The sequence below is a fragment of the Ureibacillus xyleni genome, from assembly GCF_900217795.1.
GTDB classification, from domain to species: domain Bacteria; phylum Bacillota; class Bacilli; order Bacillales_A; family Planococcaceae; genus Ureibacillus; species Ureibacillus xyleni.
Genome location: NZ_OBMQ01000011.1, coordinates 53,175 through 68,221 on the forward strand (window position 1 = coordinate 53,175; position 15,047 = coordinate 68,221).

Here is a 15,047-nt window from a genome sequence, read left to right on the forward strand (position 1 = left end):
CCTACACAGACCGTTCTACTAATTGCTTTTTATCGATTTTGCCAACATGGGTTTTTGGTAATTCATCCACGAAAAAGATTTGTTTTGGCACTTTGTATGCACCGAGGTGTTCTCTACATAAGGCGAAGATCTCTTCTGTCAAATTTGTTGTTGAATTATTACTTACAATAAAAGCTGAGACAATTTCACCCCATTTTGAATCTGATAAGCCTACTACTGCCACTTCTTTTACTTGGGGGTGCGTAATAATGCATTGCTCGACTTCCTGAGGATACACATTTTCTCCACCAGTAATAATCATATCTTTTTTACGTCCGACAATATAAATATCGCCATCTTCATCCATCTTTGCTAAATCGCCTGTTTTTAGCCAGCCATTTTCAATGCAATTTTTTGTTTCATTTTCGTTGTTCCAATATTTTGTAAACATGTGTTTCCCTTGAATATATAACTCGCCTACTTCATTAACCGTACAGATTTCGCCTTCACTGTTTTTTATCTGAACTGCATTAAACATCATACTTTTGCCAACAGACCCTTTTTTCTTTGCTGCCAATTCTGGATGGATATAAAAGTTATTTGGACCCGCTTCGGTTAGGCCATAGCCTTCTTTAAATTGGAGGCCCTTCCTTGTAAAATGATCGTAAATTGTCTTAGGACAAGGCGCACCACCAGATAAGAATACTTTTACAGTCGGAAAATTCGCTTGTTTGAAATATTCTGTTTCAATCATTCCTTGATACATCGTAGGAACAAAGAGAGAAATGGTTGTCTTATAATGATTAACGGCGCGAATGGCATCTTCAGGATGAAACTTATTACCGATCACCACTGTTCCACCAACCATTAAAATTGGCATAGCAAGGGCGTTGATTCCACCTGTATGGAAAAGCGGCATATAATTTAATGTACAATCAGATGGCTCAAGCCCCCAACTAACGATTGTGTTCAACGCATTGCAGTTCACAGCATCAAAGGATAATACCACGCCTTTAGGTTTCCCCGTAGTTCCACCTGTATAAATCATGAGCCAGGGATCTGTACTTTCAATATTCATTGATTGGTAATCTGCTTTTTCTTCATCACTACAAGACAAATTCGATGTATGCTGAAAAATACGGTTTCCCAATTGCTCGAACTTATGGTCTGTTAAAAGTAATGTTGGCGTACAATCTTCTACGATTTGTATTAATTCTTTTTCACTAAGCCGCCAATTTAAAGGAACAAAAATGTAGCCGCCTAACCCGCATGCAAATAGAATTGGAAAGAAATCGATGCTATTCTCCGCTAAAAATGCAACACGATTCCCTTTTGAAAGTCCCTTTTTTTGCAAAATATTTAGCCATTTTAACGTTTCATTGGATAATTGTTCATAAGTCCATTCTCTACTTGTCTGTATATCGATTAATGCAATTTTGAAAGGTGTTAAACTAGCTCTCTTTAAGATCCAAGACTCGCCATTAAGCAGCATTTCGAACACCCTCCCATCATCACATCATAATTCCGCCATCAACATGTAATACATGACCTGTAATATAACTTGATTCATCCGAAGCTAAAAATAAATAGGCATTGGCAATATCTTTTGGTACTCCTAAACGTTGTAATGCAACAATTGATTCCATATGACTTAAAACTTTTTCTGGCATCTTTTCAACCATATTAGTTCTTGTAAAGCCTGGTGCTACAGCATTGACATTGATACCTTTTCGACCAAGTTCCTTTGCCCAGGTTTTTGTCATTCCTACAACAGCTGCTTTAGTCGCTGCATAGTTCGTTTGACCAACGTTACCATATACTCCACTAACAGAAGAGGTGTTAATAATCTTGCCATAGCCTTTTTCAATCATATAAGGAACTACAGCTTGGGTACAGTTGAATACGCCTTTTAAATTTACATCTAACACTCGATCAAAATCTTCCTCTGTCATTTTAACGAGCATCGCATCTCGTGTAATTCCTGCATTATTTATTAAAATATCGATTTTTGAATATTTTAATAGAACTCCATCAACCATCGCTCTTACACTTTTTTTATCTGCCACATTTACTTGTAAAAATGTCACATCAAAGCCTTGTTCTAGAAATTGGGATTCTAATTCTTTGCCACTTTCAACGTCATAATCGGCAATGACTACTTTTGCCCCGTGATTTAGAAAAACTTCTGCTGCCGCTCTACCAATTCCATTTGCTGCTCCAGTAATAACTGCTACTTTATCTTTTAAACGCAAATTACCCACCCTCAATCCTTCAAAAATTGTTCAATCGCATTTGTCAGTTGTTCTAAATCATCTACTAATGGAGAATGGCCACAGTTTGTGAGCTTTACCACTTTTGCCTTCTCACCGAAGTCTTCTATCAATTCATCTGTCATATAACTTGGCACAACATAATCTCGTTCTCCGTATACAATGAGAACAGGAATTTGAATATTGTCAATCTCGCCAGTACCTTTTGCCGCTTCATTGGCGTAATGACTAATGTTGAACGTGTTTAATACATGGTACACATCGGCTAAATTTCGTTGCGTCAGCATATCGTCTACATACTCATCATATTTTTGTTCATCTGGTTGGTTATGCGTATAAATTACCGCATTCCAAACTGCCTTTAAGCCATCACGATTTTTTGTATCGTATAACCCTTGCATTGGTATTGTTTTACCATGATCGTTTTCAATTTCTGTGATTGTCTTTAGCCTTGTTGTACTTTGTGAGCCGTCTTCATTTGTTTTATAAAATGGATAGCCACGCGTTGATGCTGAAGCAAGAAGCATCAACTTATGACATAACCCTGGATAGTCTACACAAAATTGCATCGCTACTGCCCCACCCGTGGACCAGCCTAGTAAACTAAAATCTTTCAATTCTAGAGAATCCACAAAACTTTTTAAATCATCACTAAAATCTCGCATATGCGTGATTCTATTTTTATAAGTTGATTCTCCAAAGCCGCGCAAATCGGGTGCAATAATCGTATAACGAGGATCCAAATTTTCCATTAGCAAATCCCAATGTTTTGAAGAAGTCATGTTGCCATGAACAAATATACAAAGCTCTTCTCCCCCGATTCTTTCACGGTAGGACATGATTTCTCCATTTGGCAAATGGACAGTTTTTAATTCACCCATGCATCTGTCTCCTTTCGTTTCCCCCATTGGATGGTCGTTGCTCCCCATGCATATCCAATGCCGGCACTTACTAAAGTGACAATATCTCCTTCTTTAAGTTTGCCTTCCTCTAATGCAAGTTTAAGAGATAAGATTTGATCGATTTGACCAATATGGCCGTATTTCGATAAATAAATGGAATTTTCCTCTTGTAGCTCAAATACTTTTAACACATAATCATGAGCTGATTTTTTCATATGAAGCATCGCTAAATAAGACAGGTCCTGCTCCTTAAAGCCGCTTTTCATTAACGAATTTCGAATGACTTTAATAAAGTTATCAAGAGATTTTTGTTCTAAACGTGTTTTCATGCCTTCAGGATCTGTTACATCAAAATAATATAATCCTTGCTCAAGTAATTGGGGTGTTAACGGTTGTTTTGTTCCTCCAACAGGGACAAGTACATCCTCAGAAAACGAGCCGTCTGTTATTAAATCTGACTCATAGACAATGTTTTCCGTCGCCCCTTTTTGGAGAACAAGTGCCCCTCCACCAGCACCTAAATTAAACATAAATCGTGTTCTTGGATTAGTAAAATCAATTAAATCATGATTTCGGTAGCCCCCTGCAAGAAGGACCGTGTTAATATTTTCATCCGAGTTCATTAAACTTTTTGCTAATTTTATCGCTAAGATAGCCGTACCACATCGCAACTGAATATCAAAAGCCCAAGCATTGGTAGCGCCGATTTCTTCTTGGATTTTGATCCCCGCAGTCCATAGAGGGTATTCTTTATGTTCCTCTCCAAAATAAATAACGACGTCAATTGCTTTTGGATTAATATTGGCGTTTTGAACAGCTTCTTTTGCGGCTGATATTGCCATCCCTACTGTATGTTCATCGTCACCTGCAATCGTTTTTTCTTCGATGCCCATCTTCGTTTTCACAATATGAACTGGAATATTTGCGAGTTTAGCAATTTCCTCATTCGTCATGCGATTTTTTGGTAAATAGACTCCTAATCCGATGATTCCTACACTCATTTCAATCGCTCCTTAGGTTCAGGTAGAGGAACTTGATCTTGTTGTTTCCATTTTGAAACTTTTGCTAAGATGGAACCTACAATGCCTTTTGGGAAAAACACTACTGCCAAAATGTAAATGATTCCGAAGAAGATAATCCAACGTTCAAAAATTGGATAATTTCTTGCCAATCCCGATAAATAGTGCTGTGCGAATTCAATTACAACAGAACCTACTAACGGTCCAACTAATGTTCCAACCCCACCGATAATGGTCATCAGTAGTGCATCTAGTGTAATATCCATCGTCATCATACTTGTGTTCACAAAGCGTAATGAAATGGCATATAGGGAACCTGCTAAACTTGCAATCACACCTGCGACAATTGAAGAGATAACTTTATAGTGTAATGTTTTAAAACCTAAAGACCTTGTTCGTTGTTCATTTTCTCGAACGGCAATAAGCACCCGTCCTAATGGTGAATTAACAAATCTACGTAATAGAAGGAAAACAATGACAAGGCAAGCTAGCACGCAAAAATAAAAGACTATGCGATCTTTAAACACATCTGGTGCTCTGAAGGTAAACCCGTCATTTCCTTTCGTTACGCTACGCCACTTTTCTGCAACAACTAGAAGTAACCCAGAGATGGCTAATGTTAACATCGCAAAGAAATGACTTTTTAGACGTAATGTTAACAAACCAACGAAGAAACTTAATATTCCAGCTAAAATCATTCCGACAACGATAGACCCGATAAATACAGGAATCGTCGGCTGAATTTCCTTTAACATAATGGCTGTTGTATACGCACCCATCCCAAAGAACATGGCATGCCCAAAGGAAACAATTCCTGTGTAACCTAGTAAAATGTCATAACTCATCGCTAATATGCCAAAAATAAAGATTTGAGTTAGTAAGATTGTCAATGTTCTTGAATCTGCGACAAAAGGGAAAGCAACTAATATAACTAGAAGTAAGACAAAAATAATATTTTGTTTCGATAATAACGCTGGTTGATTCATGTACTTTCCCTCCTAATCATTGAAAATAACCCTTGTGGACGGAATATTAGTACAATTGCCATGAGGATCATGTTTACTGCTAGCGATAAAAATGGAACATAGTAAGCCATGAAACTACCAGCTAACCCTACTAAAATTGCAGCAAGTAAAGATCCTGAAAAACTACCCATTCCACCAATCACAACAACGATAAATCCTAAAATGGCAAATTCCATCCCCATCTCTGCATAAATAGAACCTGAATATGGAGCCATTAACATCCCACCTAGAGCAGCAAGGGAAGCACCTGTCATAAAGACAAATAAAAATACTCGTTTAATGTTGATGCCTAACGCTTGCACCATCTCTTTATTCATTACTCCAGCTCGTACGATTAATCCAATTTTCGTGCGAGTTAAAATATAGTGGAAAATACCGAAAATAATAAATCCAACGATGATGATAAATACTCTATACTTAATGACAATTACTTCGCCAATTTCCCAACTGCCTGCTAAATAAGTTGGTACACTAACAGGAATGGCATTTGGTCCAAAAGCTACTTTGATCATTTCTTGTAAAACAAGCATAAATCCAAGTGTAATTAAAATCTGTTGAACGTGATTGCCATACACTGGTGTAATAATCAACTTCTCCATAATGAACCCAAAGAGTATACCAGTTAAAATGGCAACGACAATTCCGATGAGAAAACTCTCTGTATAGGCATACGTAAATACACCCGTATAAGCTCCCCAAACAAATAGCCCACCATGTGCGAAATTCAACACATCCATCAAACCGAATATTAACGTTAAACCGGCCGCAAGAAGAAAAATTAACATTCCGGTTGCTAAGCCATTAATAACGAGACTAATTAATAGATCCATCACATTCCCCCCTAGCCGATACCCAAATATTTTTGTTTCAATTCTTCATTTTGTATAAGGTCGCTCATTGCCCCTCGATGAACCGTTCTTCCATCATCAATGAGCGTGTACGTATCTCCAATATTGCTTGCCATTAAAAAGTTTTGCTCAACAAGGACAATGGTTGATTGTTTTTTCATTTCTACAATGGCTTCCATTACTTTCTCAATCACAATTGGCGCTAGTCCTTTTGAAGGCTCGTCAATCAACAGTAATTTACTATCATTCACAAATGCCCTTGCCATTGCGAGCATTTGTTTTTGTCCACCTGATAAATTTCCCCCAGCTTTCTTCCAAAACTTTTTTAAATCTGGGAATAGCTCTAATATATACTCTAGTTTTTCCATCACTTCAGGCGTTTCCTTCCGAATGGCAACTTTTAAATTTTCCTCTACTGTTAATTGGCCAAAAATGCCTTGATCTTCTGGTACATACCCAATCCCTAAATTTGCAATGTCATAAGTCGCTTTTTTTGTAATATCTTGATTGAAAAAATGAACAGATCCATTTGATGCAGGTGTTAAGCCCATAATTGTTTTAAGTGTTGTCGTTTTCCCAGCACCATTTCGACCAAGTAAGACAGAAACTTCTCCTTCCTTGGCCTCGAAGTCAATGCCTTGTAAAATATGATATTGACCGATATGAGTATGGATGTTATGAAGTTTCAACAAGTTCTGCATCGTAAAGTCCCCCTAAATATGCATTTTGAACAGTTGCATTATTCATAATGTCAGTTGGCGTCCCATCAGCAAGGAGCTTGCCGTTAAATAACACCATGATTGAATCCGATAAATCTAAAATCATATCCATCTTGTGTTCGATTAATAAAATTGTTTTATTTCCTTGTTCTTTAATGGATTTAATTACTTCTAAAATTGCGGGCACTTCTTCTAGACTCATTCCGGCAGTTGGCTCATCTAGTAATAGCACTTCCGTATCCAATGCGAGTAACATGGCAATTTCAAGTTTTCGCTTTTCACCATGAGATAGTTGGCTTGCAATGGCATGGATTTTGTTCGATAACAGAACTTGCTCTAATAACTCAACGGCTTTTTCCGTAATCTTTTTATAATGTAAATAGTGTTTTAAAAAGTGAAAGCGAACCTTCTCCTTTGATTGAACGGCAAGGCGAACATTTTCTAATACGGTTAAGTTCGGAAACACATTGGTAATTTGAAAAGACCTACCTAGTCCAATGCGAGTTCGTTCGATGGAAGATAATTTTGAAATCGATGCCCCTTTGTAAAAAACATCCCCTTCCGTTGCCTTCAGTTCACCACTTAATAAATTAAAGAAAGTTGTTTTACCTGCACCATTTGGCCCAATGATTGATTTGAAATGTTTTTCAGGCATTTCAAAATTCACTTTATCAACTGCTTTATGACCACCAAATTGAATGGATAAATGCTCAGTTCGAATAATTGGTTCCATTTGTGACTCCTCCCCTTTCAAATCTGCCCCTCTTAAAATCTTCTACATTGAAAAGATTTTAAGAGAAACAGACCAACTAATTGATCTGTTCTCTTATCTATTAATTTAAGATAGGTGGTTCTGTTTCTTCTGGTTTTAATTCACGAATTAATACAGGCACTGGGTAATCAACACCATCTACCTTTTCTAAACGGATTGAATACATTGTTTGTAATGCTTGGTGATCTTCTTTACGGAAAGTCATTGTTCCTTTTGGTGTTTCAAATGACATACCTTCCATTAACGGAATTAACGTATTGCCATCCGCATCTCCACCTGATTTCTCTAAAGCTTCAACAATGGCAACAGCCGCTGAGAAACCACCAGGCGTGAATAAGTCCGGAACTTCACCGTTATGACGTTTTTTATGTTCTTCTACTAACCAATCATTCACTGGATTTTGTGGTAGAGTGTGATAGTATACTGAGAAACCTTCCATCCCTACTAAAGGACCCATCATTTGTAACGCCACAATGTCAGGTGCACCTGTTGAAATTTTAATGCCGTTTTCTTGTAACTTCATGTCAGCAATTTGATTCCAAGGTGAGTTTGCTCCAGCCCAAACAACAAATAAATAATCAGGTTTTGCTTCAACAATTTTTTGTAAGTTAGATGTGAAGTCTGTTGCAGCTGGATCTGCATATTCTTCCACCACGATTTCAGCGCCTAATTTTTCAGCAGCTGTTTTAAATGCGGCAACACCATCCCAACCGAATGAATAGTCTGGTGCGAATGTTGCGATTTTCACGCCATCCCCTGCAATTGCTGCAGCTGCTGCATATGCATCTTGAGAAGAGTTACGTGCTGTACGGAAAATATAAGGGTTAAACTCTGAACCAGTAATACTATCTGCTACTGCTGGTTCAACAATCATAATTTTTTCGTATTCTTCCGCAAGAGGTAATACTGCTAAAGTGTCCCCAGAGCTTGAAGAACCTACTAAGAAATCAACTGCATCATCTTCTAGTAATTTTGTTGCTTTTTGAACTGCCACTTCAGGTTTTGTTTCAGTATCTTCCCAAATCACTTCAATTTTCTTACCTGCAACTTCCATCGTGCCGTCTGTTGCGTATTCTAACCCAAGTTCAAATCCTTTTTGCGTTTGCTTTCCATAAGACTCGAGAGCACCAGTTAACGAAGCCAACACACCAACTTTGATTGTGCCACCTTCAGTTTTTGTATCAGTGTCTGCTGCCTCTCCCCCTGTTGTAACCGTTTCATCCGATTCCTTCGTTGCCGACTGCTCTTCACTACTACATGCTGCCAAAACAAGTGCAACCAATCCCATGATGAAAAATAACGACCAAAGCTTTTTCATTCGATTACCCCCTTTACTTTTATAAAGCGCTTACATTGCTTTGAATATAAGATACTAAAAGCGAGTTACAAATTGGTTACACAAAAAAAGATATCCGCCGGGCTAGGATATCTTTTTTTGCTGCGCCGAAAGCGAAAGCGACAGGCGCACACTTCCGCCGGGCTAGGATATCTTTTTTTGCTGCGCCGAAAGCTTCAGCGACAGGCGCACACTTCCGCCGGGCTAGGATATCTTTTTTTGCTGCACCGAAAGCTTTAGCGACAGGTGCACACTTCCGCCGGGCTAGGATATCTTTTTTTGCTGCGCCGAAAGCTTTAGCGACAGGCGCACACTTCCCCCGGGCTAGGATATCTTTTTTTGCTGCACCGAAAGCTTTAGCGACAGGTGCACACTTCCGCCATACTAGGATTCCTATTTTTACTGAACTGAAAGCTTTTATGACAGGTGGAAAATCCCCCGGGCTAGGATATCTTTTTTTGCTGCGCCGAAAGCTTTAGCGACAGGCGCACACTTCCCCCGGGCTAGGATATCTTTTTTTGCTGCACCGAAAGCTTTAGCGACAGGTGCACACTTCCGCCGGGCTAGGATATCTTTTTTTGCTGCGCCGAAAGCTTCAGCGACAGGCGCACACTTCCGCCGGGCTAGGATATCTTTTTTTGCTGCACCGAAAGCTTCAGCGACAGGTGCACACTTCCGCCATACTAGGATTTCTATTTTTACTGAACTGAAAGCTTTAATGACAGGTGGAAAATCCCCCGGGCTAGGATATCTTTTTTTGCTGCAACGAAAGCTTCAGCAACAAACATAAAAAAACGCCAATGGATACAGAACCATATCCAGATTCTGTCTACATCAGCGCGAAATCATTTCAAACACTTGGATAGTTGTATCCATTGGTTCAATATTTAATTCTTCCTCTAACACCTCTACACATTTTTCATACCAGCGAACCGCTTGTGGACGATTATTTTGATGGAAGTAAGCTAACATTAACAATCGATAACCTTCTTCCCACGTGCTATCATGTTGAATTAATTTCTCTGCCCAATCAATTGCAGATTGGTAATCTTCTAAATCTGTGTAAATTTGGGCAATCTTTTCAATGACTAAAATGATTAGTTTATCAATTTCAGCTCTTTTGCCCTCTAACCATTGGAAAGAAGTTAAATCTTCTAATATTTGTCCTTTATACACGGAATATGCCTTTAAAAGCCACTCCAATGAAAAACTTGTGTTCCTTTCATTTAATCCTAATTTCGTAAACTTCTCGAAAAATTCGATATCCGATAAAAAAGCATCAACGGGATGGAGTTTATACATTGATTGTTTTCGTAATATATATGGGCTTTCATCGCGTGCTAAACGATCTGGCTGTAACACTTTTAAACACGCATTGTAAGCCACTTTAAAGTCCCGGTTCATCGATTGCTCATCACTGTTCGGCCACAGGGCATTCATGATTTCTTCCTTTGCCACGAAACGATTTCTATTAAAATACAAATATAAAAATAATTCCTTTGCTTTTTCTCGTTTCCATTCTTTGTCGACTATTTCAAACCCATCTCGAAACATCGTAAATGGTCCTAATAGATATAAGGTAAACGAATGTTTTGGAATTAATTTATCTTGATTTAACTGAAGAAACTGAGCAATTTGTTGAATGTTTCGATTATCTGGCTCCATTTCTAAAGCCTGATTTACTACCTCCCAAAATTTTAAGAAACTTTCTGGTCCAAATAAAGTTCGTTTATTTAAAAAGAAATAAAAATCATGTTCATTGCATAATGCAGCAAAGGCTTCAAATTCTTTCACAAATTCTGGCATATCTTCATTTTTGTATGCTATATATGAAAGCCAAAAATTCGTCACCATGATGCCGTAATTATCTGGACTTAGCGAAAATAACTCTTTTGCCTTTAGAGCACATTTTTTTGCTTCTAATAAATTATTGTTCTCTATATGAATGATAGTAGATGCTGTTAATAATAATGCCGTCACCCATTGATCTTGTGCCCTTTCCGTTTCATATAACCCTAATTTCACATAAGTCAATGCCTCATGAAGAACACCTTGTCTTGCCTTAACAATTGCTAAACCTAAATAAGATTCTGCTTTTGCTCTTGATACATGAATCTCGTCCATTAATTCAATCGCTTTTAAATAACACGTTTCTGCTTCTTCTAAATGTAAGGCATTTAATAATCGAGTTGCATGTCCTTTTCGTAAGTAAGCAACTGCTAATGCAAACTGGGAATGGTCTTGGTAACTATTATTAATGGTACTTAATGTACAGCGCAATGCTTCTTCATTTTCACCTAGAAACGTTAAAATTAATGCATGTAACACATCCGATTCACGGTGAGCATCTAATGAGTAGTCATGCTCATTTTCCCTTAGATGTATGCGCTTCCTTGCTTGAACAAGTTTGCCTTGTCGCAGCAACATTCGGACATCTAAATTTCCTCGGGCTAAAATATGTTGGGGTAGTCCTTTTGAAAGTACCCATTGTTCCGCTTCTCCAGCTCTACCTAAATTCACTAGATTTTCAGCATATTGACGTTGTAGAGATTGAAGTTCTTCCGTATCAATTTCAACCGAGTCAACCAAATTTAACGCATTCATTAAATATGTTTGTGCTAAAGCAGGCTGTATCGTATCTAAATAAATATGAGCTATCCCTGCATTCGCCTTTAAAATATAGAAAAGATCTTGTTGCTTTGTTGCAAAGTATAAACATTTTTCATAGGCCTTTTTAGCTTTTTCGTATTGTGCACGATATCGTTGGCACTCGCCTTCAAAAAAATATAACGGATAAAAGTGTGTTCTACTGTCTTCTCCTAGTTCTTTAACTCTTTCAAGGAAATAATCAAACTGACCTGCACGGATAAACGTCGGTGCAAATGTCACTAATGTCGTCGCAATCAGCTCTTCGTCATTTGAATTAAATGCATGATATAACGCATTAACAGGATCTTTCTGTTCTAAAAAGTAACTTGTAGCTTGTTTATGGAGTTCGGTCCACTGTTTGTAGTCCCTTTCCTGCATTTTCGACTCAAGGAACTGTTTAAAAAGCGCATGAAAACGAAATTCCTGAAACCCAATTAAAGGCTGAATAAAGGCATGATGTTTTACGAGCTCCTTTAGTTGATTTGCCATCTCATTATTATAAAAAGTTTCGATAAGTTGAAGAGAAAACGTTTGGAAAATGCTGTATTTTAGTAATGCCTCTTGTTGTACATCATTTAAATTTTCAAATACCTCTTCCGACAAGTATGAAAAGAAATCTTGTAAAGAAAACTTAGCAATCTCCTGAATTGGCAAAGTGCTCTCCGTTGATTGCATAGCTAATAGTAAAATAACAATCGGCCAGCCCTCAGATAAAGTAAGAATATTTTTCACTTCTTCTTTTGAAAGTTGTCGATCAAAGAAATCCTCAAATAAAATTTCCACTTCCTCAGCAGAAAAAACAAAATCTTCTTCTTTACACTCTACTAAGTTCGCATTCATACGTAATGGCAAAATACACTTCCAATTTGGATAGATTCTCGATGCCACGATAAAATGAATATGAGGTGGTAAATGTTCAACAATTTTATCCATTATATAATTTATTTGAAACACATGATTGACGAGATGAAAATCATCAATAATAACATATAAAGGTTCCGTCATCTTACAAAATTCATTAATAAATGTACGATAAAGTTTGTTCAAGTCTTCTATTTTCGGAAAACTAGAAAAATGATCCCACTCCTCCACATCACTACCAAAGGAAGGATATACACGCTGAATGCTATAAAATAAATGCCTTAAAAAAGGTAAAATGTCATCATCATCTTCAGTTACCTGATACCAAGAGAAGCGCTGTTTCTGCGTAATCATTAGCTGGGCAAGGGCGGATGTTTTCCCAAAACCTGCTCCACTATGGACAACAGTTAATTTTACATGTCCACTTTTTGATAGTTTTTTAAGTAAACGACTTCTGTGCAAATAATGAATTGATGGATCTGGTGGAATAAGTTTTGAAAGCAATACATGATTCAAAACGAAAACCTCCTTTCATTATTCATAATTTTCTAACCACTTTTCTCTACTTTATCATATTTACATGTATTATTTTGTCAAAAAAGGGCTGACAATTAAGATTTTTTTCTCTTAAAAGTCAGCCCTCATTATTTACATTGGATTTACTGGTAAAATATCAACAAACTCATCTTTCACTTTTTGATCTTCTTCATTCAACAGAATATGAATATCTCCATAATCATTAGAAGTTCGAATTAAGCGACCCATTCCTTGTTGGAGACGTAGCTGCATAAATGGTAATTCCACTTCCTCAAAAGGATTTTCAGAAAACGACCTTTTTGCATCAAATAGTGGGTCGTGCGGTGGGAACGGTAAATCAAAAATAATAACACGTGTTAGTGCTTCTTCTGGTAAATCTAATCCTTCCCATAAATGATAAGAACATAATGTTTTAACAGTTCCTTCTTGGAAATCACGGACAATGGCAGAAAGTTCTCGATCCCCTTCAAAAGCAACCGTAAGTCGTGCCATCATCGATAATTTTGATTTAAACTGCAGCATCGCTTGTTTTGATTTAAATAAAATTAACGTTTGTTTGTCTTCTTTTAACAATTGCTCCACTTTTGCGACTTTTTCATCCTGTGCTAATTCGTGTAAATAGATTTTCATAACATCCTCATAGTCGAATGGAGATGGTACACTAAAGGATTGGTATTTTTTTATTCCTAAACTGTAGGCAATATATGAAAAATCCTTTTTAACAGACAAAGTTGCCGATGAAAAGACAATTGGCGTTTTTTTCGAGAACAACTTCTCTTGAAGAACCTCTGTAATTAGTCGTGGCATAATGACTAATGTTTCTTCTCCATCTGTATCTTCCAACCAATCAACCGCATCGCCTTGTGCAACAAAAATTTTGATTGCCGCTTGATATTGCTCTAAAAATTCCTCTGCCATATTTAATTCGTATTCTGGAATCATATATAATTCCGATTCAAACACAAATTCCTCTAGCAATTGTTCTACATCTAGAATTAATTGTTTCCCAAGGCCAATTAATCGAGCAGATTTTTTTATCGTTTTGCGATCTTCCTCTGAAGGAACAACATCGTCACGAAGTTGGTCAAAAAATAACTCATGATCGTCTTGTAATTTTTCCATTGTGTACAATGTTTTTTCCCTTACACCATCAACCATTAAACGTTCAAGTAAATTAACAATCGTGTTGCTTTGAACTTTTACTGTCATTGCTTTTTGAGCAGCATACTCAAGTAAATGCCCTTCGTCTAAAACAATCATCGACACTTCTGGTAAAAGTGGTAATTGTCCTTCACGTTCACGGGATTCTTTCGTTGCCAAATGCTCCATTAAAAAATCTTGAGAGCAAATAATTAAATCCGTAGACTTTCGGTAATGAGCACGATGTAAAGATTGACCACAACGGTTGCGCATATCACAAACAGAACATTGCATGATAGCATTGAAATTCACCTTTTGCCAATCTTCATCGCTAACTGTTGGATAATCACTTCTTGCGCCAAATGGTTCAATAGACAGCATAGAACCTTGTGCATAAACACCATCTGGAATCGACATCGCAATATCATCAATCCATTCATCTGTTACGACTTTCTCTGTTTCTTCAAAACGTTTTAAACATAAATATTGATCACGAGATTTTGCTAAACGAACATCGATTGTTAAACCTAAATGTTCGGTTAATTTATAAATATCGCCGCCTTCTTTGACAAGTTGGTCGATTAATGTTTCGTCCGCGCATGCGATTAAGGCCGGTCTTCCTGTATAACGGGCATATGAAATTGCAGGTAATAGATATGCAATCGTTTTACCCGTACCAACACCTGCCTCAGCAAATAGAACATTTTTTTCTTTTAAAGCCTGTTCAATTTGGTAGGCCATGAAAATTTGTTCATCACGACATTCAAACCCTTTTTCTGGTAACTCATCATAAAGGACGTCACCCATCCAATCTCCTAATGAGTCAAAAAAACTTTTCTCTCTAGATAATTCAAACGGTAAAGACTGTCTCATTATTCTATTCTCCTTCATCTATATGTCTAGTAACAAGCTGGCCTACAGTTTTGTAAGTGACTATAACTTGAACTAGACACCTCTCAAACTAACTCCTTTATAAAAAGACATTGAAAC

Annotated in this window: 11 protein-coding genes; all 11 read right to left on the reverse strand. The window is 37.3% G+C overall.

What is annotated here, in order from left to right:
• Position 1 precedes the first annotated feature (1 nt).
• The 11 genes from CRO00_RS14705 to CRO00_RS14755 all read right to left on the reverse strand — a co-directional run bounded on the left by CRO00_RS14705 (position 2) and on the right by CRO00_RS14755 (position 14,930).
• A complete protein-coding gene (locus CRO00_RS14705; protein ID WP_237658437.1) occupies positions 2–1,471 on the reverse strand; it encodes a class I adenylate-forming enzyme family protein in 1,470 nt (489 codons plus the stop codon).
• Positions 1,472–1,490: 19 nt separating this feature from the next.
• Complete coding sequence (gene fabG / locus CRO00_RS14710; RefSeq protein WP_097074492.1) at positions 1,491–2,231, reverse strand: 3-oxoacyl-ACP reductase FabG; 741 nt, start codon at positions 2,229–2,231, stop codon at positions 1,491–1,493.
• A gap of 11 nt (positions 2,232–2,242) precedes the next feature.
• Complete coding sequence (phaZ, locus tag CRO00_RS14715) at positions 2,243–3,130, reverse strand: intracellular short-chain-length polyhydroxyalkanoate depolymerase (RefSeq protein WP_097074422.1); 888 nt, start codon at positions 3,128–3,130, stop codon at positions 2,243–2,245.
• Entirely contained in the window at positions 3,118–4,152 is a 1,035-nt protein-coding gene (locus tag CRO00_RS14720) for a 3-oxoacyl-ACP synthase (RefSeq protein WP_097074423.1), read from the reverse strand. Before CRO00_RS14720 ends, phaZ begins: the two co-directional genes overlap by 13 nt.
• Positions 4,149–5,156, reverse strand: coding sequence for a branched-chain amino acid ABC transporter permease (locus CRO00_RS14725; RefSeq protein ID WP_097074424.1), 1,008 nt, complete (start codon positions 5,154–5,156; stop codon positions 4,149–4,151). Before CRO00_RS14725 ends, CRO00_RS14720 begins: the two co-directional genes overlap by 4 nt.
• Complete coding sequence (locus tag CRO00_RS14730) at positions 5,153–6,025, reverse strand: branched-chain amino acid ABC transporter permease (protein WP_097074425.1); 873 nt, start codon at positions 6,023–6,025, stop codon at positions 5,153–5,155. The genes CRO00_RS14725 and CRO00_RS14730 overlap by 4 nt, the downstream gene beginning before the upstream one ends.
• Positions 6,026–6,036: 11 nt before the next feature.
• On the reverse strand, positions 6,037–6,744 hold the full coding sequence (locus tag CRO00_RS14735) for an ABC transporter ATP-binding protein (protein ID WP_097074426.1): 708 nt from the start codon (positions 6,742–6,744) through the stop codon (positions 6,037–6,039).
• Entirely contained in the window at positions 6,719–7,495 is a 777-nt protein-coding gene (locus CRO00_RS14740; RefSeq protein ID WP_097074427.1) for an ABC transporter ATP-binding protein, read from the reverse strand. The genes CRO00_RS14735 and CRO00_RS14740 overlap by 26 nt, the downstream gene beginning before the upstream one ends.
• Positions 7,496–7,595: 100 nt before the next feature.
• Entirely contained in the window at positions 7,596–8,852 is a 1,257-nt protein-coding gene (locus tag CRO00_RS14745; protein ID WP_097074428.1) for a substrate-binding domain-containing protein, read from the reverse strand.
• Between the two features lie 852 nt (positions 8,853–9,704).
• Positions 9,705–12,896, reverse strand: coding sequence for an AfsR/SARP family transcriptional regulator (locus tag CRO00_RS14750; RefSeq protein WP_097074429.1), 3,192 nt, complete (start codon positions 12,894–12,896; stop codon positions 9,705–9,707).
• A 132-nt stretch (positions 12,897–13,028) separates the two neighbouring features.
• Complete coding sequence (locus tag CRO00_RS14755) at positions 13,029–14,930, reverse strand: ATP-dependent DNA helicase (RefSeq protein ID WP_097074430.1); 1,902 nt, start codon at positions 14,928–14,930, stop codon at positions 13,029–13,031.
• Between the last annotated feature and the right edge of the window lie 117 nt (positions 14,931–15,047).